The following is a 24,457-nucleotide window of genomic DNA, read 5'->3' as shown; positions in this document are numbered from 1 at the left end:
CAATGAAATATTCCTTAGGGCCAGTGCTGTGGTACTGGCCAAAAGAGACGCTGGAAGATTTTTATCAGCAAGCCGCCGCCAGCAGCGCCGACGTGATTTATCTTGGTGAAGCGGTATGCAGCAAGCGCCGGGCAACCAAAGTTGGCGACTGTCTGGAGATGGCAAAATCGCTCGCCGGAAGTGGCAAGCAGATTGTGCTCTCCACGCTGGCGCTGGTGCAGGCATCCTCTGAACTGGGCGAACTGAAACGCTATGTTGAGAACGGTGAATTTCTGATTGAAGCCAGCGATCTCGGCGTGGTGAATATGTGCGCTGAACGCAAACTGCCGTTCGTCGCCGGGCACGCGCTGAACTGCTACAACGCGGTGACGCTGAAAATATTGCTCAAACAGGGCATGATGCGCTGGTGTATGCCGGTGGAGCTTTCCCGCGACTGGCTGGTGAATCTGCTTAATCAGTGCGATGAGCTGGGCATTCGCAACCAGTTTGAAGTGGAAGTCCTGAGCTACGGTCATCTACCGCTGGCCTACTCCGCCCGCTGCTTTACCGCGCGTTCGGAAGACCGCCCGAAAGATGAGTGTGAAACCTGCTGCATTAAGTATCCGAACGGGCGCAACGTGCTGTCGCAGGAAAACCAACAAGTGTTTGTACTCAATGGCATTCAGACCATGAGCGGCTACGTTTACAACCTCGGTAACGAGCTGGCATCCATGCAGGGATTGGTTGATGTAGTCCGCCTGTCACCGCAGGGCACTGACACTTTCGCGATGCTCGACGCCTTCCGCGCTAATGAAAATGGCGCTGTGCCACTGCCGTTGACGGCAAACAGCGACTGTAACGGCTACTGGCGGCGGCTGGCAGGACTGGAGCTGCAAGCCTAAGTAAATAGCTCACTTTGTTAACAACTTTAACTATTCTTTAATGCAGTATTAAAGATTAATCGGTAACAAAGTGAGCTGTTATGACTGATAAAACCATTGCGTTTTCGCTACTCGATCTGGCCCCCATACCCGAAGGCTCTTCAGCGCGGGAAGCGTTCTCCCACTCTCTCGATCTCGCCCGTCTGGCTGAAAAGCGCGGCTATCATCGCTACTGGCTGGCAGAACACCACAATATGACCGGCATTGCCAGTGCTGCAACATCGGTATTGATTGGCTATCTGGCGGCGAATACCACCACGCTGCATCTGGGGTCTGGCGGCGTGATGTTGCCTAACCACTTACCGTTGGTCATTGCCGAACAGTTCGGCACACTCAATACGCTCTATCCGGGGCGAATCGATTTGGGGCTGGGTCGTGCTCCGGGTAGTGACCAACGGACAATGATGGCGCTACGTCGTCATATGAGCGGCGATATTGATAATTTCCCCCGCGATGTCGCGGAGCTGGTGGACTGGTTTGACGCCCGCGATCCCAATCCGCATGTGCGCCCGGTACCAGGCTATGGCGAGAAAATCCCCGTGTGGTTGTTAGGCTCCAGCCTTTACAGTGCACAACTGGCGGCGCAGCTTGGTCTGCCATTTGCGTTTGCCTCACACTTCGCGCCGGATATGTTGTTCCAGGCGCTGCATCTTTATCGCAGTAACTTCAAACCGTCGGCTCGGCTGGAAAAACCATACGCGATGGTGTGCATCAATATTATCGCCGCCGACAGCAACCGCGACGCTGAATTTCTGTTTACCTCAATGCAGCAAGCCTTTGTGAAGCTGCGCCGTGGCGAAACCGGGCAACTGCCGCCGCCGATTCAAAATATGGATCAGTTCTGGTCACCGTCTGAGCAGTATGACGTGCAGCAGGCGCTGAGTATGTCGTTGGTAGGCGATAAAGCGAAAGTGCGTCATGGTTTGCAGTCGATCCTGCGCGAAACCGACGCTGATGAGATTATGGTTAACGGGCAGATTTTCGACCACCAGGCGCGCCTGCATTCGTTTGAGCTGGCGATGGATGTTAAGGAAGAGTTGTTGGGATAGTGTGTCTTAACGCGGGAAGCCTTATCCGAGCTGGCAACGCTGTCCTACGTAGGCCTGATAAGCGAAGCGCATCAGGCATTGTGTAGGCAGCAGAAATGTCGGATAAGGCACCGCTGATTACTGATACACCGGCAGTAAATTAAAGCTCGATAAAATATGCACCAGTGCGTTGCCGACGCCAAACACCAGAATCAGCGCAATCATCGGCTTGCCACCCCAGACGCGGAATTTCGGGCTGCCAAAGCGTTTACGCGATGCGCGGGCCAGCAGTGCCGGAACAATTGCCGCCCAGATGGTAGCCGCTAAACCAGCATAACCAATGGCATACAGGAATCCGTTCGGGAACAGCAGACCACCCACAACAGGCGGGGCAAAGGTCAGCAATGCCGTTTTCAAGCGGCCCACAGCCGAGTCGTCGAAACCAAACAGATCTGCCAGATAGTCAAACAAACCCAGCGTTACGCCAAGGAACGAACTCGCTACCGCAAAGTTTGAGAACACGACCAGCAGAAGGTCCAGGCTACGGCTGTTCAGCACGCCGCTTAATGCTTGTACCAACACATCAATATTACCGCCCTTCTCGGCGATGCCGATAAACTCCGGACGAGGGATGTTGCCCATTGTCGCCAGCAACCAGATGGTATACAGCGCCAGTGCCATCAGCGTACCGTACACCAGGCATTTCACGATGGTTTTCGGATCTTTGCCGTAATACTTCATCAGGCTTGGCACGTTACCGTGATAACCAAACGACGCCAGGCAGAACGGCAGGGTCATCAGCAAATACGGCGCATAAGATGCATTGCTTTCGGCAACGTTGAACAATGTCGCAGGCTGCACATGCCCCAGCAGGCTACCGAAGGTGAGGAAGAAGGTAATGACTTTCGCCCCCAGCACAATCGCCGTCATGCGGCTGACGGCTTTAGTACTCAACCACACCACAAACGCTACCAGCAGTGCAAAACCAAAACCCGCCGCCCGTGCCGGGACGTTTAGCGACATCTCTGCGAAGGTGTGATGCAGAATCGAACCACTGGCAGAAATATAGGCATAGGTCAGGATATAGAGCACAAAGGCAATGGAAATGCCGTTGACCACGTTCCAGCCTTTGCCCAGCAAATCTTTGGTGATGGTGTCAAAACTCGAACCGATTCGGTAATTCAGGTTAGCTTCCAGAATCATCAAGCCGGAATGCAGCATACAGAACCAGGTAAAGATCAGCGCTGCCATTGACCAGAAAAACCACGCCCCGGACATGACCACTGGCAGAGAAAACATCCCTGCGCCAATAATGGTGCCGCCGATAATCACCACGCCGCCAAGCAGCGACGGTGACGTTTGGGTGGTGGTTAGTGTTGCCATGAGGGCTTCTCTCCAGTGAAAAATAGTGCGACTGCGTTGTTATGCATTGCACTGTACCAGTACATGAGTACAAAAGACAGAAAAAAAGCCCCGATGGTTAAAATCGGGGCTGTATATATTATTTTACAGATTGTGTTCGCTGTTCAGCGATGATTACGCATCACCACCGAAACGACGACGACCGGTAGAGTCATCACGACGCGGTGCGCGGCCTTCACGACGTTCGCCGCTAAAACGACGACCATCACCACGACCACCTTCACGGCGTTCACCGCTGAAGTTACGACCGCCTTCACGACGCTCGCCACCGAAACCACGACCACCGCCACGACGCTCACCGCCAGTATGCGGCTGTGCATCGCCCAGTAACTGCATGTTCATCGGCTTGTTGAGAATGCGAGTGCGCGTAAAGTGTTGCAGCACTTCACCCGGCATACCTTTCGGCAGTTCGATGGTGGAGTGAGAAGCAAACAGCTTGATGTTACCGATGTAACGGCTGCTGATGTCGCCTTCGTTAGCAATCGCGCCAACGATATGACGAACTTCAACACCATCATCGCGGCCCACTTCAATGCGGTACAGCTGCATATCGCCAACATCACGACGTTCACGACGCGGACGATCTTCACGGTCGCCACGCGGGCCACGGTCGTTACGATCGCGCGGACCACGGTCATCACGGTCACGGAATTCACGTTTCGGACGCATCGGCGCATCTGGCGGAACAATCAGAGTACGTTCACCCTGTGCCATTTTCAGCAGTGCCGCAGCCAGAGTTTCGAGATCCAGCTCTTCACCTTCTGCAGTCGGCTGAATTTTGCTCAGCAGTGCGCGGTATTGATCCAGATCGCTGCTTTCCAGCTGCTGCTGTACTTTAGCGGCGAATTTTTCCAGACGGCGTTTGCCCAGCAGTTCTGCGTTCGGCAGTTCTACTTCCGGAATAGTCAGCTTCATAGTACGTTCAATGTTGCGCAGCAGACGACGCTCGCGGTTCTCAACGAACAGCAGCGCGCGGCCAGCACGACCCGCACGACCGGTACGACCGATACGGTGAACGTAAGACTCAGAATCCATCGGGATATCGTAGTTAACCACCAGGCTGATACGCTCAACGTCCAGGCCACGGGCCGCAACGTCGGTCGCAATCAGGATGTCCAGACGACCGTCTTTAAGGCGTTCCAGTGTCTGCTCACGCAGCGCCTGGTTCATGTCACCGTTCAGCGCGGCGCTATTGTAGCCGTTACGCTCAAGAGCTTCAGCCACTTCCAGAGTCGCGTTTTTGGTACGAACGAAGATAATCGCCGCATCAAAATCTTCCGCTTCCAGGAAACGTACCAGTGCTTCGTTTTTACGCATACCCCACACAGTCCAGTAGCTCTGGCTGATGTCAGGACGGGTAGTCACGCTGGACTGAATACGCACTTCCTGCGGCTCTTTCATAAAGCGGCGGGTAATGCGACGAATCGCTTCCGGCATGGTTGCAGAGAACAGAGCGGTCTGATGACCTTCCGGGATCTGCGCCATAATGGTTTCAACGTCTTCGATGAAGCCCATGCGCAGCATTTCGTCAGCTTCATCCAGAACCAGACCGCTCAGTTTAGAGAGGTCCAGAGTGCCACGTTTCAGGTGGTCCAGCAGACGGCCCGGAGTACCGACAACGATCTGCGGCCCCTGACGCAGGGCGCGTAATTGCACGTCATAACGCTGGCCGCCGTACAGGGCAACCACATTTACGCCGCGCATGTGTTTAGAGAAATCCGTCATTGCTTCAGCAACCTGTACCGCCAGTTCGCGGGTCGGTGCCAGCACCAGAATCTGTGGTGCTTTCAGCTCAGGATCAAGATTCTGCAGCAGAGGTAAAGAGAATGCTGCAGTTTTTCCGCTCCCCGTCTGGGCCATACCCAGAACGTCGCGGCCATTCAGCAGATGTGGAATACACTCTGCCTGAATTGGAGATGGTTTTTCGTAACCCAGATCGTTAAGGGCTTCAAGGATAGGAGCCTTCAGGCCCAGATCTGCAAAAGTGGTTTCGAATTCAGCCATGTAGTACGTGTGCCTCAAAATTAATGGCGGCCAGTCTACATAACTCATCATGAAATTGATCAGCAATTTTCATTGAAAAGTGTGAACCGGCTCAAAGTAGGTGTATTAACGAACAACAACGCCCTCACCCGTTAAGGTGATGGCAATCAAAAAAGATTACGGGCTGATGTGTACGTCAGCTATTGCTGGTCCGATTCTGCCAGGTCATCTTGGTCCTGGCCCAGGAGCGATAATTCCAACAATGCGTATCGGTGCTCAACAAAGTTATGAACGTTGTTGGCAACCGCCAGTTTGAACAGTGCCGTGGCGCTGTCCAAATCCCCCAGACTTAGGTAGTACTTACCTAAATAGAAGTTGGTTTCACTGAGATGCTCAGCGAGCGAGGTGTTATCCGTTGCGTCCGCCTTGAGCCTTTCCATTAACGTTTGTTCGCTAATGTTGCCCAGGTAGAACTCGACAATGTTCCATCCCCACTGTTCCTTATCCGATTTTTCGAAGTGCTGTTTCAATACTTCTTTAGCCTGCTTCTCATCGAGCTTCTGCTCGGCGAGATAAAGCCACAGACTACGGAAAGGATCATTGGGATCGTCTTGATAAAACGCCAGCAGATCATCTTGCGCTAACTTGTCACGACCGCCGTAATATAATGCAATCCCGCGATTCAAGTGCGCGTAGTTGTAAGTTGGATCAAGCTCAAGTACAGAATCAAACGCTTCATAGGCAGCATCAAAATTGCCTGCCTGCGTTAAATATATGCCTAAGTAATTGAATACTTCAGGCATATCCGGTCGGATTGCCAGCGCTTGCGAAAAATCGTTACGCGCTAATGCCCTCAGACCGAGACTATCATACAACACTCCGCGCTCATATAAAAGCTGTGCGCGTTCGTCATCGGTTAAAGCCCGACTGGCAAGGATTTGTTCCATACGTGCCAGAATCACTTCCTGCTGTAAAGTCGGTTGCAATGGTACCGCGAGGACTTCACTTTTACGCCAGGAAGTATTACTGCATCCTGCAAGCGTAAGTGCTGTCGCAACGAAACACCAGCGCAAAAAAGGCTTCATTTCCCACTCCCGAAGACCACGGTTGAATGAACGTCCTGTTCCCGGTTGCTAACAAGGCGTCCTGCCCGGTTAAAAGCCCCCCGCCGCAGCGGAGGGCAAATGGCAACCTTACTCGCCCTGTTCAGCAGCCGGAGCTTCCGGTGCTGCAGCAGGTTGAGACTGCTCAGTCGCTTCTTTAATGCTCAGACGGATACGGCCCTGGCGATCAACTTCCAGAACTTTCACCGGTACTTCCTGACCCATCTGCAGGTAATCGGTCACTTTCTCAACGCGTTTGTCAGCGATTTGAGAGATGTGTACCAGACCTTCTTTACCGCCGCCGATGGCAACAAATGCGCCAAAGTCAACGATACGGGTCACTTTACCAGTGTAGACGCGGCCCACTTCGATTTCTGCAGTGATCTCTTCGATACGACGAATAGCATGTTTCGCTTTCTCGCCGTCGGTCGCTGCAATCTTCACAGTACCGTCATCTTCGATTTCGATGGTGGTGCCAGTTTCTTCGGTCAGGGCACGGATAACAGAGCCGCCTTTACCGATAACGTCTTTGATCTTGTCCGGGTTGATCTTGATGGTATGGATACGTGGTGCGAACTCAGAGATATCGCCACGCGGCGCGTTGATCGCCTGTTCCATTACGCCCAGGATATGCAGACGCGCACCTTTAGCCTGGTTCAGCGCAACCTGCATGATCTCTTTGGTGATACCTTCAATTTTGATATCCATCTGCAATGCAGAGATACCCTCGCGGGAACCCGCAACTTTGAAGTCCATATCGCCCAGGTGATCTTCGTCGCCCAAAATGTCAGACAGTACAACGTAGTTGTCGCCTTCTTTCACCAGACCCATTGCGATACCCGCAACGGCAGCTTTGATCGGCACACCTGCGTCCATCAGCGCCAGAGACGCGCCGCACACGGAAGCCATAGAAGAGGAACCGTTGGATTCAGTGATTTCAGACACAACACGTACGGTGTACGGGAATTTGTCCATATCCGGCATGACTGCCAGCACGCCGCGCTTCGCCAGACGACCGTGACCAATTTCACGACGCTTCGGAGAACCGACCATGCCGGTTTCGCCTACGGAGTACGGAGGGAAGTTGTAGTGGAACAGGAAGGTATCGGTACGTTCGCCCATCAGTTCATCAAGAACCTGCGCGTCACGAGCAGTACCCAGCGTTGCGGTAACCAGCGCCTGCGTTTCACCACGGGTGAACAGCGCAGAACCGTGAGTACGCGGCAGCACGCCAGTACGCACATCCAGACCACGGATCATATCTTTTTCACGACCGTCGATACGCGGTTCGCCTGCCAGTACGCGGCTACGAACAACGTTTTTCTCGATCGCGTGCAGAATTTCACCCAGTTCGTTTTCGTCCAGGGTTTCGTCTTCAGCAAGCAGCGTCGCGATGGTTTCAGATTTGATGACATCAACCTGCGCATAACGCTCTTGTTTGTCGGTGATGCGGTAAGCATCGCTCAGGCGAGCTTCAGCCAGTGCAGCAACGCGCGCGTTCAGCGCTTCGTTTACCGGCTCCGGCTGCCAGTCCCAACGTGGTTTACCGGCTTCTTTCACCAGTTCATTGATGTTCTGAATAACAACCTGCTGTTGTTCATGACCGAACACTACTGCGCCCAGCATCTGGTCTTCGCTCAGCAGTTCAGCTTCAGATTCAACCATCAGTACAGCGGCTTCAGTACCGGCAACAACCAGATCCAGTTTGCTCTCTTTCAACTCGTCCTGAGTCGGGTTCAGTACGTACTGGTCATTGATGTAACCTACGCGAGCAGCACCAATCGGACCATTGAACGGAATACCAGACAGAGACAGTGCTGCGGAAGCACCAATCATCGCGACGATATCCGGGTTAACTTGCGGGTTAACAGAAACCACGGTGGCGATAACCTGAACTTCGTTGACGAAGCCTTCCGGGAACAGCGGCCGAATCGGGCGGTCAATCAGACGCGCGATCAGGGTTTCGCCTTCGCTTGGGCGGCCTTCACGACGGAAGAAGCTACCCGGGATACGACCAGCAGCGTAGGTACGCTCCTGATAGTTAACGGTCAGTGGGAAGAAGTCCTGACCTGGTTTGGCTTTTTTCTGGCCAACAACGGTAACAAATACCGCGGTGTCATCCATGCTAACCATAACAGCGGCAGTAGCCTGACGAGCCATCATGCCGGTTTCCAGAGTCACGGTGTGTTGGCCGTACTGGAATTTACGAACGATCGGATTAAGCAATGTAATATCCTTTCTCTTTCTTAGACAGTACCTTACGGCACTGGTGTTAATACCCGATCTTCTGCGCATCCTCGCGACTAATGACAACCCTAACCCAGCTCTATGTGGGTAAAGCCTCTCATTAGCCGCGCGAACCTCTGCAACGGAAGATCATTCATAGCAACAATACATTAGTTTCCAGTGAATTGCTGCCGTCAGCTTGAAAAAAGGGGCCACTCAGGCCCCCTTTTCTGAAACTCGCAAGAATTAGCGACGCAGACCCAGGCGCTCGATGAGCTGGGTGTAACGTGCTACGTCTTTACGTTTCAGGTAGTCGAGCAGTTTACGACGCTGAGAAACCATGCGCAGCAGACCACGACGGCTGTGGTGATCTTTTTTGTGCTCTGCAAAGTGGCCCTGCAGGTGGTTGATCTGTGCAGTCAGCAGTGCTACCTGAACTTCAGTAGAACCGGTGTCGTTTGCGTCACGACCAAACTCAGAAACGATTTTAGCTGTTGCTTCAGTACTTAGAGACATTTTAAAACTCCAAAGTATATAGAATGAAAGGACGCCGATCTCTAATTCAGCGATCCCAGTGTACGTTACGCAAAGTGTTAAACAATTTACGCGACGTTAAGCGGCAGTATTCTACTCGTAGCGACCTGTTATCGCAAGACGGTTAACATTACGCCGGGTATTCAACCACCAGGCGACGAGGCGCAACGCGGCCTTCATCGTCAATTTCGCCCATACCGATAAATTTGCCGTTCTCACCTTCTGTAACGCGAACCAGTCCTTCCAGCGGCGCACCGGATGTACGAACTGGGTTACCATTTTTGAAGTAAACAGAAGACGTTAACGGAAGATTCACCACCGGGTAGTCCGAAGCTGGACTGTCCATTGGCATCAGTAATGGATCAAGTAACTCCGCAGCCGGAATATCCTGCTGTTCGGCTTGTTCGACCAGTTCACGCAGATGTTCCAGGGTCACAATCCGTTCAACCGGATATTTACTTACCGCCAGACGACGCAGGTAAATAACATGCGCGCCACAACCGAGTTTTTCACCCAGGTCATCAATGATGGTGCGGATATAAGTGCCTTTTGAGCAGTGAATTTCCAGCTCCAGCTCATTGCCTTCGTGGCGAATAAACAGCAATTCATAAACGGTAATCGGGCGCGCTTCACGCGGTACTTCAATGCCCTGACGCGCATATTCGTACAGTTTTTTACCCTGATATTTCAGTGCTGAATACATCGAAGGGATCTGTTCGATATCGCCACGGAAAGTATCCAGCGCCGCCGCCAGTTGCTCTGCGCTAAAGGTTACCGGACGTTCTTCAACGATTTGTCCGTCGGCATCAGAAGTATCGGTACGCTGTCCAAGACGCGCAATGACCCGATAGCGTTTGTCGGAGTCCAGCAGATACTGGGAAAACTTCGTCGCTTCCCCGAGGCAAATTGGCAACATGCCAGTTGCCAGCGGGTCCAGCGCACCGGTATGCCCGGCACGGTTGGCGTTATAAATCCGTTTCACTTTTTGCAGCGCATCATTGCTGGACATACCCTGCGGTTTATCCAGCAACAAAACGCCGTTAATGTCGCGACCGCGACGACGAGGACGACTCATTAGTCCTCCTTGCTGTCGTCCGGGTTAACACGACGTTCTTCGTCATGTTTGACCACGCTGGTCACCAGGTTTGACATGCGCATCCCTTCAACCAGAGAGTTGTCGTAGAAGAAGGTCAGTTCCGGCACGATACGCAGGCGCATCGCTTTCCCCAGCAGGCTGCGGATGAAACCAGAAGCTTCTTGCAACGCTTTGATGCCCGCTTTAACCGCGTCTTCATCTTTGTCGTTGAGGAACGTCACATATACTTTGGCATACGCCAGGTCGCGAGACATTTCGACACCGGAAACGGTGGTCATCATGCCCAGGCGAGGATCTTTAATTTCACGCTGCAGGATGAGAGCGATCTCTTTTTGCATTTCCTGCGCTACGCGCTGCGGGCGACCAAATTCTTTCGCCATAATAAATTCTCCTGACAAAAAAGGGGCTGTTAGCCCCTTTTTAAAATTAATTTCAGGTGGAAGGGCTGTTCACGTTGGCCTGATAAGACGCGCCAGCGTCACATCAGGCAATCCATGCCGGATGCGGCGTAAACGCCTTATCCCGCATGGAACCCTAAAAACCTTAAGCGATGGTACGTTGGATCTCGATGATTTCGAATACTTCGATCACATCGCCAGTGCGGACGTCGTTGTAGTTCTTAACGCCGATACCACATTCCATACCGTTACGGACTTCGTTAACGTCATCTTTGAAGCGGCGCAGGGACTCCAGCTCGCCTTCGTAGATAACCACGTTGTCACGCAGAACGCGGATCGGGTTGTGACGTTTAACCACACCTTCGGTAACCATACAGCCTGCGATGGCACCAAATTTCGGCGATTTGAACACGTCACGAACTTCCGCCAGACCGATAATCTGCTGTTTCAGTTCCGGAGACAGCATACCGCTCATCGCCGCTTTCACTTCGTCAATCAGGTTATAGATGACGGAGTAGTAACGCAGATCCAGGCTTTCCGCTTCAATCACTTTACGTGCAGAGGCATCAGCACGTACGTTGAAGCCAACCAGGATGGCGTTGGACGCCGCAGCCAGGGTGGCGTCGGTTTCGGTGATACCACCTACGCCAGAACCGATGATCTTCACTTTAACTTCGTCAGTAGACAGTTTCAGCAAGGAGTCGGAGATCGCTTCCACAGAACCCTGTACGTCTGCCTTCAGGACGATGTTCACTTCGTGAACTTCGCCTTCGGTCATGTTGGCGAACATGTTCTCGAGTTTAGATTTCTGCTGACGCGCCAGTTTAACTTCGCGGAATTTACCCTGACGATACAGTGCAACTTCACGCGCTTTCTTCTCGTCACGTACAACGGTAACTTCATCACCCGCAGCCGGTACGCCGGACAGGCCGAGGATTTCCACCGGAATGGACGGACCCGCTTCCAGCACTTCCTGACCCAGTTCGTTACGCATCGCACGAACACGACCGTATTCGAAGCCACACAGAACGATATCGCCCTTGTGCAGAGTACCTTCACGTACCAGAACGGTAGCAACCGGACCACGACCTTTATCGAGGAAGGATTCGATAACCGCACCGCTCGCCATACCTTTACGTACCGCTTTCAGCTCCAGAACTTCCGCCTGCAGCAGGATAGCGTCCAGCAGTTCATCGATACCAGTACCCGCTTTCGCAGACACATGTACGAACTGGCTTTCACCGCCCCACTCTTCCGGCAGGATGCCGTACTGGGAGAGTTCGTTCTTAACGCGATCCGGATCGGCTTCTGGTTTATCGATCTTGTTCACTGCAACGACCACCGGAACCTGCGCCGCTTTCGCGTGCTGGATTGCTTCGATCGTCTGCGGCATTACGCCGTCGTCGGCAGCAACAACCAGGACTACGATGTCCGTTGCCTGCGCACCACGAGCACGCATTGAAGTAAACGCGGCGTGCCCCGGGGTGTCCAGGAAGGTGATCATGCCGTTTTCAGTTTCAACGTGGTATGCACCAATGTGCTGGGTAATGCCGCCCGCTTCGCCAGAGGCCACTTTCGTTGAACGAATGTAGTCCAGCAGAGAGGTTTTACCGTGGTCAACGTGACCCATGATGGTCACAACCGGCGCGCGCGGTTCAGCCGCAGCACCCGTGTCACGGTCGCTCATTACCGCCTCTTCCAGCTCGTTTTCACGACGCAGGATAACTTTATGGCCCATCTCTTCAGCAACCAGCTGTGCGGTTTCCTGATCGATAACCTGGTTGATGGTTGCCATTGCGCCCAGTTTCATCATCGCTTTGATGACCTGAGAGCCTTTAACCGCCATCTTGTTCGCCAGTTCGCCAACGGTGATAGTTTCGCCGATCACAACGTCACGGTTAACGGCCTGAGCAGGCTTCTGGAAGCCTTGCTGCAGCGAAGAACCTTTACGTTTTCCGCCTTTACCGCCACGTACTGCTGCGCGTGCTTCTTCACGATCAGCTTTTGATTCAGCGTGTTTGTTGCCTTTCTTCGGACGCGCTGCTTTCGCGTTACGACCACGGCCACGGCCGCCTTCGACTTCACGATCGCTTTCGTCTTCTGCCTGGCGAGCATGTTGAGAAGTAGTGACGTGATAATCGCTGGAATCTTCAGTCGGTTCCGCGTTATCAGTCCATTTGTTTTCTTCCGCCATACGACGTGCTTCTTCAGCAACGCGACGTGCTTCTTCTTCGAGTTTACGACGCGCTTCTTCTTCAGCTTTACGCTTGAGCTCTGCAGCTTCCTGCTCACGGCGGGCTTTTTCAGCCTGGGCGTTTTTAGTCATATCGTCTTGTTGATTGCTCACTTTGTCTTTTTCCGCAGCTTCACGTTTCGCTTGTTCAGCAGCTTCACGCTTAGCTTGTTCTGCGGCCTCACGTTCAGCTTTTTGTTGCGCCTCGCGTTTAGCCGATTCTTCTGCCTCACGACGGGCTTGCTCTTCCGCTGCAAGGCGTTCAGCCTCTTGCGGATCGCGTTTCACAAAGGTGCGTTTCTTGCGGACTTCGATTTGTACCGATTTGCTTTTTCCACCGGTACCAGGAATGTTAAGGGTGCTGCGTGTTTTACGTTGCAGCGTCAATTTGTCCGGGCCTGAATTTTTCTGATTCAGGTGGTCAATCAAAGTCTGTTTCTCTTGTGCAGACACAGAGTCGTCAGCAGACTTCCGGATACCTGCATCAGCAAATTGCTGTACCAGGCGTTCCACGGAGGTCTGTCGCTCTGCGGCCAGCGTTTTAATCGTTACATCTGTCATGCTGTTCCTTCCTGCTACAGTTTATTACGCTTCGTCACCGAACCAGCAAATATTACGGGCAGCCATAATCAGTGCTCCGGCTTTTTCGTCGGTCAACCCTTCGATATCAGCCAGATCATCAATGCCCTGTTCGGCGAGATCTTCCAGCGTACAAACGCCACGGGCGGCCAGTTTGAATGCCAAATCACGATCTACCCCTTCAAGGTTCAGCAGATCGTCAGCCGGTTTGTTATCACCGAGGCTTTCTTCCTGGGCCTGTGCAATGGTGGCCAGTGCATTTTTAGCACGCTCGCGCAGTGCTTCAACGGTCGGCTCATCAAGGCCTTCGATTTCCAACAGCTCTTTCATCGGCACATAGGCCAGTTCTTCCAGCGTCGAGAAACCTTCTTCTACCAGAACAGTCGCGAAGTCTTCGTCGATGTCGAGATATTTGGTGAAGGTGTCGATCGCTGCGTGCGCTTCCGCCTGATGCTTAGCCTGCAGGTCGTCAACGGTCATTACGTTGAGTTCCCAACCGCTCAGCTGCGAAGCCAGACGCACGTTCTGACCGTTACGGCCAATCGCCTGCGCCAGGTTACCAGCTTCAACGGCGATATCCATGGTGTGTTTATCTTCATCCACCACGATAGAAGCAACGTCTGCCGGTGCCATTGCGTTAATCACAAACTGCGCCGGGTTATCATCCCACAGGACGATATCGATACGCTCGCCGCCCAGTTCAGTAGAAACCGCCTGAACACGCGCGCCACGCATACCTACGCAAGCACCTACCGGATCGATACGTTTATCGTTGGTTTTCACCGCGATTTTCGCACGAGAACCCGGGTCGCGAGCCGCTGCTTTAATTTCAATCACTTCTTCGCCGATTTCCGGCACTTCAATACGGAACAGTTCGATCAGCATTTCCGGCTTGGAACGAGTGACGAACAGTTGCGCGCCACGCGCTTCCGGGCGAACGGAATAAAGCACGCCACGAACGCGGTCGCCAGGGCGGAAGTTTTCACGCGGCAGCATATCTTCGCGCAGGATCACGGCTTCAGCGTTGTTGCCCAGATCCAGAGAGATGTTGTCGCGGTTTACTTTTTTCACCACGCCGGTGATGATTTCACCTTCGTGTTCACGGAACTGATCAACCACCATCGCACGTTCGGCTTCACGCACTTTCTGCACGATAACCTGTTTTGCCGTCTGGGTGGTGATACGGTCAAAGGTAACAGACTCAATCTGATCTTCAACGTAATCGCCCAAGTTCAGGCTTTCATCTTCATAACGTGCGGCTTCAAGGGTGATTTCCTTGGTCGGCTGGGTGACTTCATCAACAACTAACCAGCGACGGAAGGTGTCAAAATCACCGCTTTTGCGATCGATCTGTACACGGACGTCGATCTCTTGCTCATATTTTTTCTTTGTTGCTGTCGCCAGCGCGCTTTCCAATGCTTCGAAAATCTTCTCGCGAGGTAGCGCCTTTTCATTGGATACGGCTTCAACTACAGCCAAAATTTCTTTGTTCATCGCGGGCTTTTCACCTCATCCAGACTATTAAAAGTGGGGAACCAGGTTCGCCTTCTGGATATTACTCAGCGCGAACACTTCATCTTTACCTTCGACGGTAACTGTGATCATTTCACCGTCTACCGCTTTGATAACGCCCTGCCATTTACGACGGTTTTGTACCGCCATACGGAGAACCAGAGTCACCTCTTCTCCGACAAAACGGGCGTAGTGTTCAGCCGTGAACAGTGGGCGATCGAGACCCGGTGAGGAGACTTCCAGGTTATAAGCAACGGTGATGGGATCTTCAACATCCAGCACAGCACTTACCTGGTGGCTCACATCAGCACAATCATCAACATTGATGCCATCTTCACTATCAATATAGATGCGCAGTGTGGATGTGCGACCGCGAATAAATTCGATGCCTACCAGTTCAAAACCCAGGGCCTCAACTGGCGCAGTAATCATCTCTGTTAATTTTTGCTCTAATGTGGACAAGCCCACCCCCAAGACATAAAAAAAGGGCCTAAAGCCCAGTTATTCTGTAGTCAGATAACAAAAAACCCCGATAAATCGGGGCTTTATATAACTGAACCCTATAACCGCAACTGCGGTCTGGAGCACTTTCCAGAAGGATTTTTTCAAATCCCACTACGAAGGCCGAAGTCTTCACAGTATATTTGAAAAAGGACTCTAAGGGAAAGTGGTTGCGGGGGCCGGATTTGAACCGACGACCTTCGGGTTATGAGCCCGACGAGCTACCAGGCTGCTCCACCCCGCGCCTGAAACGTGGCAAATTCTACTCGTTTTGGGTAAAAAATGCAAATACTGCTGGGATTTGGTGTACCGAGACGGGACGTAAAATCTGCAGGCATTATAGTGATCCATGCCACATTTTGTCAACGTTTATTGCTAATCACGTGAATGAATATCCAGTTCACTTTCATTTGTTGAATACTTTTGCCTTCCCCTGCTCTCCCTTAAGCGCATTATTTTACAAAAAACACACTAAACTCTTCCTGTCTCCGATAAAAGATGATTAAATGAAAACTCATTTATTTTGCATAAAAATTCAGTGAGAGCGGAAATCCAGGCTCATCATCAGTTAATTAAGCAGGGTGTTATTTTATGACGACGATTCTCAAGCATCTCCCGGTAGGTCAACGTATTGGTATCGCTTTTTCCGGCGGTCTGGACACCAGTGCCGCACTGCTGTGGATGCGACAAAAGGGAGCGGTTCCTTATGCATATACTGCAAACCTGGGCCAGCCAGACGAAGAGGATTATGATGCGATCCCTCGTCGTGCCATGGAATACGGCGCGGAGAACGCACGTCTGATCGACTGCCGCAAACAACTGGTGGCCGAAGGTATTGCCGCTATTCAGTGTGGCGCATTTCATAACACCACCGGCGGCCTGACCTATTTCAACACGACGCCGCTGGGCCGCGCCGTGACTGGTACCATGCTGGTTGCTGCGATGAAAGAAGATGGCGTGAATATCTGGGGTGACGGTAGCACCTATAAAGGAAACGATATCGAACGTTTCTATCGTTATGGTCTGCTGACCAATGCTGAACTGCAGATTTACAAACCGTGGCTTGATACTGACTTTATTGATGAACTGGGCGGCCGTCATGAGATGTCTGAATTTATGATTGCCTGCGGTTTCGACTACAAAATGTCTGTCGAAAAAGCCTACTCCACAGACTCCAACATGCTTGGTGCAACGCATGAAGCGAAGGATCTGGAATACCTCAACTCCAGCGTCAAAATCGTCAACCCGATTATGGGCGTGAAATTCTGGGATGAGAGCGTGAAGATCCCGGCAGAAGAAGTCACAGTACGCTTTGAGCAAGGTCATCCGGTGGCGCTGAACGGTAAAACCTTTAGCGACGACGTAGAAATGATGCTGGAAGCTAACCGCATCGGCGGTCGTCACGGCCTGGGCATGAGCGACCAGATTGAGAACCGTATCATCGAAGCGAAAAGCCGTGGTATTTACGAAGCTCCGGGGATGGCACTGCTGCACATTGCGTATGAACGTCTGTTGACCGGTATTCACAACGAAGACACCATTGAGCAGTATCACGCGCATGGTCGTCAGTTGGGCCGTCTGCTGTACCAGGGGCGTTGGTTTGACTCCCAGGCGCTGATGCTGCGTGACTCTCTGCAACGCTGGGTTGCCAGCCAGATCACTGGTGAAGTTACCCTGGAGCTGCGCCGTGGGAACGATTATTCAATCCTGAATACCGTCTCAGAGAACCTGACCTACAAGCCAGAGCGTCTGACGATGGAAAAAGGCGACTCGGTGTTCTCGCCAGATGATCGTATTGGTCAATTGACCATGCGTAATCTGGATATCACTGATACCCGAGAGAAACTTTTTGGTTATGCCAAAACTGGCCTGCTTTCCTCCTCTGCCACTTCAGGCCTGCCGCAGGTGGAGAATATGGAAAACAAAGGCCAGTAATTCGACATCAACCCTGCCCTTCAGGGGTGGGGTTACCTTGCTTATCCTCTGTAAACTCCTTTCTGAGCATCACATAATCGAAAACATCATGGTTTGCATCCACAACCCGTGAGTCTCCTTTATAGTGTGCAATCACTTCCTCAAGCGTTTGCGGCTGTTCCGGCTTTGTTACCCCCATCCACGCATTAATAAGGTAATTATTGTAAGCTGTCGAAAAGATATTGTTTTCCGTTGTGCGATCCACGCCATCCCCAAGAACGGGGCTATACCAGATAAACATCGGGACATGATATGCCTGCTGGCTAGCCTCCCTGCCTCCATGAAAATAGACGTTCTTCTTCGTAGGGTCACGTTCCAGGCCGTGGTCGGCAAAATACATGACCGAGGCGCGGCGATCTTTTAATAATTCAAAAACCTGACCTAGCAAACTATCTGTGTAATGAATGGAGTTGTCATAGCAGGCATCCTGATCGTCCTGCGGTTGAAACACGGCGCTGGATTGCGGATAGGCGCTACAAGCCGGTTCATGGCTTCCATTTAAATGAAGAACAATCAGTTTCTTTTGCTGCGTATTTTGCTGTAATGCTTGCGATAAATGCGGCAACAACAATTCATCAAATCCTCTGACATAAACTGTTTCCATGGCGCGCATGGCGATACTGGTAACTGCTGTACCATTCTGCCGAAAAGCGGATTGCGAGCTTAGCCAGAAAGTCTGAAATCCTGCTTGATTAGCCATATTAATAATGTTGTCGGGGTAATTATGAATGTCATGACTCAAAACAGAATCAGCAGTTAAAGAAAGGGGAACCGACAGCGCAGTGTAAGGTGCGCCGCTTATTGCTTGATTAAACAGTTTGATCTGTTTTCTTTGTGCTTCAACTTGCGGTGTCGTAGAGCGTGTATATCCATACAAAGACATATTGTCGACACGTACAGACTCCCCCACAATCAACACGTAGGTATCAATACTTGTATCCCTGACTGATAATTGAAAATACGGCACCGTGTTTGCAATTGAGAGTAATCTTTGATGCGCTTTCGCTGCTAAAGCAAAATAGTTGAGATTGAAAAACGGCGTATAGGTAGCAAATCACGACGCTAGTATATATGGACTGAACGCTTTTTTATTTTTTGCATCTTTATAAGCAAATTGACAAGCGGAAAATAAACTGCCCGAAATGACAATCAGCAATAATATTCCTGTCACTTTTTTTGTCGGCAAGGAAACATCATATTTTATTATTACTGCCAAAAAAAGAAGGGATAAAAAAGCAAAAGCACATAGATAAGGGATATACATCCCCAGCATTTTCACAACTTCATCCGGATCACTCTGCAGCACACTAATCGCAAATCCATCATTGAAAGTTGTACCAAAGGTACACCATGAATAGAGGCTAATACTCATGTCTGCCGCAGTCAGTAACACAAATGGTGCGGCAACAAGCAGGCGAAGCGGAAGGGATGATATACGTTTAACAACCAGGATGGTCAGGACGAAGAACAGCAATCGCTGAACCATATGCGCTCCGGAAGAGGCGACTAAGTTCGTAATACCAAAAACAATAACACAAAGATACAACAACCAATGAGATTTAAAATCTTCTAGCAAATTTGTTGAATACTGTCATCCAGAAATCCAAGTTCACAACCAATATAAACAATTATCAACAATGTTCAATTTTATATCAGACATGTTTTTCAACTCTGATCCATATCAGACCGAAACACTGTTAGTTTTTTCTTTTTAAATGATGCGACCATTGCGTTCTCAGTAATTAAATAACATTATCAATGCGTCTCTAAACATTACGCAGAACGTAGCCATCAGTAGTTATACTGACAGGAGCAGGATGGTTTATCGAGAAGTAAACATATCCGTATTCGTACCGGAACTGGAGTTGACACAATAAAGTGCCAATTATGTCAGCAGTAGGGAAAAGTTTATAACTAAGGCGTACCGGCACCATCGTTTCAAGGTACCAGCTACGAGTAAAGCAACTGGACGAGATACAGATACCTGACAACCATTCATCAGACCAGGACCAAAACGAAAAGAGACGCTTTTCAGCGTCTCTTTTCTGGAATTTGGTACCGAGGACGGGACTTGAACCCGTAAGCCCTATTGGGCACTACCACCTCAAGGTAGCGTGTCTACCAATTCCACCACCTCGGCACGGATACTACTTTTTAGTTCGGGATATCGCTGGTCGGCTTAGCCGGAGCAGCTGGCTGAGTTTGTTCGGTTTTCGCCGGTGCACTCAGATTTTCCCATTCGCTACCTCTATTGGTTTTGTTGCTATTGATGTTACCCAGCACCAGACTGATGATGAAGAATAACGTTGCCAGCAGCGCCGTCATGCGGGTCATGAAGTTACCAGAACCACTTGAACCAAACAGCGTAGCGGAAGCGCCTGCTCCGAAGGAGGCTCCCATATCAGCGCCTTTACCTTGCTGCAGCATGATCAGACCAACAAGGCCAATTGCCACAATAAGGAAAACTACTAAAAGAGCTTCGTACATAATCAACCTGTTCCTTGCGGAGTTGCCGCGTACCAATGCTTCAACCAATAAAGCGGGAGTTTTTAATCTTTCCCACTGAAGCGGGTGTGAATACTAACCAAAACGAATGACCTTCGCAAGGGCAATTTTATCGCATTGTATCAACTGCGGAAAAAAACAGCAAAACCGATGTGTTCGCCGAGAAAAAAGGCGACAATCGCCGCCTTTTTAGCCAGTTATCTAACGCTTTAAACGGCTTTTACTGCATCGGCGATGCGGTGTGCAAATTCAGTCACCTGCGCTTCGTCTTCGCCTTCCACCATCACGCGAATTAACGGTTCGGTGCCGGATTTACGCAGCAACACGCGTCCACGGTTGCCCAGCGCAGCTTCAACCTCTGCGGTCACGGCTTTAACTGACTCATGCTCAAGCGGATCGCCGCTACCTGCGGTGTAACGTACGTTAACCAGAATCTGCGGGAACATTTTCATGCCGCTGCAAAGGTCGTGCAGGCTCATATGGTTACGTGCCATCGCCGCCAGCACCTGCAAGCCAGCAACGATGCCGTCACCGGTAGTGGTTTTATCCAGCAGGATCACATGACCGGAATTCTCTGCACCGATACGCCAGCCTTTCTCCTGCATTTTTTCCAGTACGTAGCGGTCACCCACTTTCGCGCGCGCAAATGGAATTCCTAACTGTTTCAGCGCCAGTTCAAGCCCCATGTTGCTCATCAATGTACCCACAGCACCACCACGCAGCTGGCCCTGACGAAGACCTTCACGCGCGATGATATACATGATCTGATCGCCATCGACTTTATTGCCTTCATGGTCAACCATAATCACGCGATCGCCGTCGCCGTCGAAGGCAATACCGAGATCCGCTTTTTCAGCCAGCACACGAGCCTGGAGCGCGCGAACGTCGGTAGCCCCCACTTCGGCATTGATGTTTACACCGTTTGGCTCACAACCGATAGCGATAACGTTCGCCCCCAGTTCGCGCAGCACGTTCGGCGCGATGTGATAAGTCGCACCGTTTGCACAATCCACCACAATCTTCAGTTCACTGAGGCTAAGTTCGTTCGGGAACGTGGCTTTGCAAAACTCGATATAGCGACCCGCGGCATCAACGATACGGCTGGCTTTACCCAGTTCAGCCGAATCAACGCAGCTGATCTCCTTTTCCATTTCCGCTTCGATGGCCTCTTCTACCGCATCCGGCAGTTTAGTGCCGTCGATAGAGAAGAATTTAATCCCATTATCGTAGAACGGGTTATGCGATGCAGATATCACAATTCCGGCCTCTGCGCGGAAGGTACGCGTCAGATAAGCCACGGCCGGTGTTGGCATCGGGCCAGTGAAGAGTGCGGAAAGGCCCGCTGCCGCCAGACCCGCTTCCAGTGCTGACTCCAGCATATAGCCAGAAATACGCGTGTCTTTACCAATAATAATCTTACGGGAGCCGTGGCGCGCCAGCACTTTACCCGCGGCCCAACCCAGCTTAAGCACAAAATCAGGTGTGATCGGCGCATCCCCTACACGACCACGAATCCCATCGGTACCGAAATATTTACGATTACTCATAGCGTTTGTTTTCCTTTGCAGACAGAGTGGCTTCCACCACCCGCATCGCTTCTACGGTTTCTTTGACGTCATGAACACGAATGATGTGCGCGCCTTGCATTGCGGCAATGACCGCACAGGCCAGACTACCGCTCAGGCGCTCGGACGGCCCCACGTTCAGCAGCTGCCCAATCATCGATTTTCGTGACATACCCACCAACAGCGGCAGGTTGAAATGGTGAAATTCAGCCAGGCGCGCCAGTAATGAATAGTTATGGGAGAGATTTTTACCGAAACCGAATCCGGGGTCGAGCAACAATTTCTCTTTTGCGATACCCGCCTGCTCGCAACGTGCTATTTGCTCAATAAAGTAGCGATTCACTTCTGCAAAGACATCGTCATACTTCGGAGCTTCCTGCATGGTTTTTGGATTTCCCTGCATATGCATCAGACAAACCGGTAAACCGGTTTCTGCAGCCGCCTCCAGAGCGCCAGGTTCGGAAAGGGAGCGGATATCATTAATAATGTGAGCGCCAACTTTCGCTGACTCACGGATGACTTCTGGTTTGGATGTATCGACCGAGATCCAGACTTCGAAGCGTTGAGCAATTGCCTCAACCACAGGAATAACACGTTGCAACTCTTCTTCAACGCTAACTTCCGCCGCCCCTGGGCGCGTGGACTCGCCACCAACGTCAATGATCGTCGCGCCAGCATTGATCATCAGATTCGCATGTTTCACCGCATCTATCAGCGAGTTATGCGTGCCACCATCCGAAAAGGAATCAGGCGTGACGTTGAGGATCCCCATTACGTGAGGATGGCTAAGGTCCAGTGAAGTACCCTGGGCAAAGAGTTTCATTATGTTATCCCTGGTATGAATTGATAAGAAAAAACCCCGGAGCACGCCCCGGGGTTTTCGGTACAAATACAGTCATCTGATGCGGGAACTTACTTGTCGCCTAACTGCTCTGACATGGTGTTACCCGGGTTCGGCGTACGCGGTTCATCAACCGGACGAGGAGCCTTTGGACTACCATTGTCGCCAGAATTGTTAGAAGCGCCTGGTTCTTCCCAGCCCGCTGGCGGACGTACATCGCGACGTGCCATCAGGTCATCAATCTGCGGTGCGTCGATAGTCTCATATTTCATGAGAGCATCTTTCATCGCATGCAGAATATCCATATTGTCGGTCAGAAGCTGACGCGCACGATTATAGTTACGCTCAATCAGTGCTTTCACTTCCTGGTCGATGATACGTGCAGTTTCATCGGACATATGTTTCGCTTTCGCTACGCTACGGCCGAGGAATACTTCACCTTCTTCTTCCGCGTACAGCAGTGGACCCAATTTCTCAGAGAAGCCCCACTGAGTCACCATGTTACGTGCCAGGTTGGTCGCAACTTTAATATCGTTGGACGCACCGGTAGAAACATGTTCCGGCCCGTAGATGATCTCTTCTGCCAGACGACCACCGTACAGCGTAGAAATCTGGCTTTCCAGTTTCTGACGGCTGGCGCTGATTGCGTCGCCCTCAGGCAAGAAGAAAGTCACACCCAGCGCACGACCGCGTGGGATAATCGTCACTTTATGCACCGGATCGTGTTCCGGCACCAGGCGACCGATAATCGCATGACCCGCTTCGTGGTAAGCCGTTGATTCTTTCTGCGCTTCCGTCATCACCATGGAGCGACGTTCCGCACCCATCATGATTTTGTCTTTCGCTTTCTCGAACTCAACCATCGACACAACGCGTTTGTTGCCACGAGCAGCGAACAGTGCCGCTTCGTTCACCAGGTTCGCCAGGTCAGCACCGGAGAAACCAGGAGTACCACGAGCAATGATTGCCGCGTCGATATCGGGTGCCAATGGTACGCGACGCATGTGAACTTTCAGGATCTGCTCACGACCGCGAACATCTGGCAAGCCGACCACAACCTGGCGGTCGAAACGGCCAGGACGCAGCAGGGCCGGGTCGAGAACGTCCGGACGGTTAGTCGCGGCGATAACGATGATACCTTCGTTACCTTCGAAGCCATCCATCTCAACCAGCATCTGGTTCAGAGTCTGTTCACGTTCATCGTGACCACCGCCCAGACCAGCGCCACGCTGGCGGCCTACGGCGTCGATTTCATCGATAAAGATGATGCACGGTGCCGCTTTCTTCGCCTGTTCGAACATGTCACGAACACGGGATGCACCCACACCGACGAACATTTCTACGAAGTCAGAACCGGAGATAGTAAAGAACGGAACTTTCGCTTCGCCTGCAATCGCTTTCGCCAGCAACGTTTTACCGGTACCCGGAGGACCGACCATCAGGACGCCTTTCGGGATCTTACCGCCGAGTTTCTGGAAGCGGCTCGGCTCGCGCAGATACTCTACCAGTTCAGCAACTTCTTCTTTTGCTTCGTCGCAGCCCGCAACGTCAGCAAAGGTCGTTTTGATCTGATCTTCCGTCAGCATGCGCGCTTTGCTCTTACCAAACGACATGGCACCTTTGCCACCGCCGCCCTGCATTTGACGCATGAAGAAGATCCAGACACCAATCAGCAACAGCATCGGGAACCAGGAGATGAAGATAGAAGCCAGCAGGCTTGGTTCTTCAGGCGGTTCACCGACAACCTTGACGTTCTTGGTCAACAGGTTATCCAGTAATTTCGGATCCTGAACCGGAATGTAAGTGGTATAACGGTTACTATCTTTCTTGGTAACGTTGATTTCACGTCCGTTGATACGCGCTTCACGAACCTGGTCGTTATTGACCTCTTGTAGGAAGGTAGAGTAATCCACCTTACGGCCATTAGACTCGCTGGGCCCAAAGCTCTGGAATACTGACATCAGCACAACGGCAATGACCAGCCAGAGTATTAGGTTTTTCGCCATGTCACTCAAGGGATTAACCTCTTATTACAAC

18 protein-coding genes, 2 tRNA genes and 1 pseudogene are annotated in these 24,457 nt (G+C 51.6%); 3 read left to right on the top strand and 18 right to left on the bottom strand.

What is annotated here, in order from left to right; translation table 11 throughout:
* The first annotated feature begins 2 nt into the window (after positions 1-2).
* On the top strand, positions 3-881 hold the full coding sequence (locus ABZJ92_RS02740; RefSeq protein WP_005050801.1) for a U32 family peptidase: 879 nt from the start codon (positions 3-5) through the stop codon (positions 879-881).
* An 80-nt stretch (positions 882-961) separates the two neighbouring features.
* Positions 962-1,969: a luciferase-like monooxygenase gene (locus ABZJ92_RS02735; RefSeq protein WP_000130369.1), complete on the top strand. Its 1,008-nt coding sequence runs from the start codon at positions 962-964 to the stop codon at positions 1,967-1,969.
* A 117-nt stretch (positions 1,970-2,086) separates the two neighbouring features.
* Here the strand turns inward: ABZJ92_RS02735 and mtr are convergent, their stop codons facing one another.
* From mtr to ABZJ92_RS02675, 12 genes are all read right to left on the bottom strand, one after another.
* On the bottom strand, positions 2,087-3,331 hold the full coding sequence (gene mtr / locus ABZJ92_RS02730; RefSeq protein ID WP_000224351.1) for a tryptophan permease: 1,245 nt from the start codon (positions 3,329-3,331) through the stop codon (positions 2,087-2,089).
* Positions 3,332-3,484: 153 nt separating this feature from the next.
* Positions 3,485-5,374: an ATP-dependent RNA helicase DeaD gene (gene deaD, locus ABZJ92_RS02725; RefSeq protein ID WP_001295553.1), complete on the bottom strand. Its 1,890-nt coding sequence runs from the start codon at positions 5,372-5,374 to the stop codon at positions 3,485-3,487.
* Positions 5,367-5,447 (bottom strand): protein YrbN, encoded by an 81-nt coding sequence (gene yrbN / locus ABZJ92_RS02720; RefSeq protein WP_010723222.1) that lies wholly within the window; start codon positions 5,445-5,447, stop codon positions 5,367-5,369. Before yrbN ends, deaD begins: the two co-directional genes overlap by 8 nt.
* A gap of 106 nt (positions 5,448-5,553) precedes the next feature.
* Positions 5,554-6,438: a lipoprotein NlpI gene (nlpI, locus tag ABZJ92_RS02715; RefSeq protein WP_000802080.1), complete on the bottom strand. Its 885-nt coding sequence runs from the start codon at positions 6,436-6,438 to the stop codon at positions 5,554-5,556.
* Positions 6,439-6,546: 108 nt separating this feature from the next.
* The gene (gene pnp, locus ABZJ92_RS02710; RefSeq protein WP_001297425.1) at positions 6,547-8,682 is read right to left on the bottom strand and encodes a polyribonucleotide nucleotidyltransferase; all 2,136 of its coding nucleotides are present in this window, start codon (positions 8,680-8,682) and stop codon (positions 6,547-6,549) included.
* Between the two features lie 246 nt (positions 8,683-8,928).
* Complete coding sequence (gene rpsO, locus ABZJ92_RS02705) at positions 8,929-9,198, bottom strand: 30S ribosomal protein S15 (RefSeq protein ID WP_000059466.1); 270 nt, start codon at positions 9,196-9,198, stop codon at positions 8,929-8,931.
* Positions 9,199-9,346: 148 nt separating this feature from the next.
* Positions 9,347-10,291: a tRNA pseudouridine(55) synthase TruB gene (truB, locus tag ABZJ92_RS02700; RefSeq protein ID WP_000089695.1), complete on the bottom strand. Its 945-nt coding sequence runs from the start codon at positions 10,289-10,291 to the stop codon at positions 9,347-9,349.
* Complete coding sequence (rbfA, locus tag ABZJ92_RS02695) at positions 10,291-10,692, bottom strand: 30S ribosome-binding factor RbfA (protein ID WP_001040205.1); 402 nt, start codon at positions 10,690-10,692, stop codon at positions 10,291-10,293. Before rbfA ends, truB begins: the two co-directional genes overlap by 1 nt.
* A 163-nt stretch (positions 10,693-10,855) precedes the next feature.
* Complete coding sequence (infB, locus tag ABZJ92_RS02690; protein ID WP_000133055.1) at positions 10,856-13,504, bottom strand: translation initiation factor IF-2; 2,649 nt, start codon at positions 13,502-13,504, stop codon at positions 10,856-10,858.
* A 24-nt stretch (positions 13,505-13,528) separates the two neighbouring features.
* The gene (gene nusA, locus ABZJ92_RS02685) at positions 13,529-15,016 is read right to left on the bottom strand and encodes a transcription termination factor NusA (RefSeq protein WP_001031057.1); all 1,488 of its coding nucleotides are present in this window, start codon (positions 15,014-15,016) and stop codon (positions 13,529-13,531) included.
* Between the two features lie 27 nt (positions 15,017-15,043).
* Positions 15,044-15,496, bottom strand: coding sequence for a ribosome maturation factor RimP (rimP, locus tag ABZJ92_RS02680; protein WP_001300397.1), 453 nt, complete (start codon positions 15,494-15,496; stop codon positions 15,044-15,046).
* Between the two features lie 206 nt (positions 15,497-15,702).
* Positions 15,703-15,779 (bottom strand) — tRNA-Met (locus ABZJ92_RS02675).
* A gap of 347 nt (positions 15,780-16,126) precedes the next feature.
* Here ABZJ92_RS02675 and argG point away from each other — a divergent pair.
* Positions 16,127-17,470, top strand: coding sequence for an argininosuccinate synthase (gene argG / locus ABZJ92_RS02670; protein ID WP_000207682.1), 1,344 nt, complete (start codon positions 16,127-16,129; stop codon positions 17,468-17,470).
* Positions 17,471-17,477: 7 nt separating this feature from the next.
* On the opposite strand, the pseudogene ABZJ92_RS02665 reads toward argG, so the two are convergent.
* From ABZJ92_RS02665 to ftsH, 6 genes and pseudogenes are all read right to left on the bottom strand, one after another.
* A pseudogene (locus ABZJ92_RS02665) lies at positions 17,478-19,104 on the bottom strand (phosphoethanolamine transferase).
* Positions 19,105-19,562: 458 nt separating this feature from the next.
* Positions 19,563-19,649: transfer RNA gene (locus ABZJ92_RS02660), tRNA-Leu, on the bottom strand.
* A 14-nt stretch (positions 19,650-19,663) separates the two neighbouring features.
* The gene (gene secG / locus ABZJ92_RS02655; protein WP_005050778.1) at positions 19,664-19,996 is read right to left on the bottom strand and encodes a preprotein translocase subunit SecG; all 333 of its coding nucleotides are present in this window, start codon (positions 19,994-19,996) and stop codon (positions 19,664-19,666) included.
* A 227-nt stretch (positions 19,997-20,223) separates the two neighbouring features.
* On the bottom strand, positions 20,224-21,561 hold the full coding sequence (glmM, locus tag ABZJ92_RS02650) for a phosphoglucosamine mutase (protein ID WP_000071134.1): 1,338 nt from the start codon (positions 21,559-21,561) through the stop codon (positions 20,224-20,226).
* Positions 21,554-22,402 (bottom strand): dihydropteroate synthase, encoded by an 849-nt coding sequence (gene folP, locus ABZJ92_RS02645; RefSeq protein ID WP_000764731.1) that lies wholly within the window; start codon positions 22,400-22,402, stop codon positions 21,554-21,556. The genes glmM and folP overlap by 8 nt, the downstream gene beginning before the upstream one ends.
* A gap of 89 nt (positions 22,403-22,491) precedes the next feature.
* Positions 22,492-24,426, bottom strand: coding sequence for an ATP-dependent zinc metalloprotease FtsH (gene ftsH, locus ABZJ92_RS02640; RefSeq protein WP_001107467.1), 1,935 nt, complete (start codon positions 24,424-24,426; stop codon positions 22,492-22,494).
* Between the last annotated feature and the right edge of the window lie 31 nt (positions 24,427-24,457).

The sequence above is a fragment of the Shigella sp. FJ200513 genome (assembly GCF_040495915.1).
GTDB lineage: Bacteria > Pseudomonadota > Gammaproteobacteria > Enterobacterales > Enterobacteriaceae > ECMA0423.
This window is presented reverse-complemented; position numbering and strand designations above follow the sequence as displayed.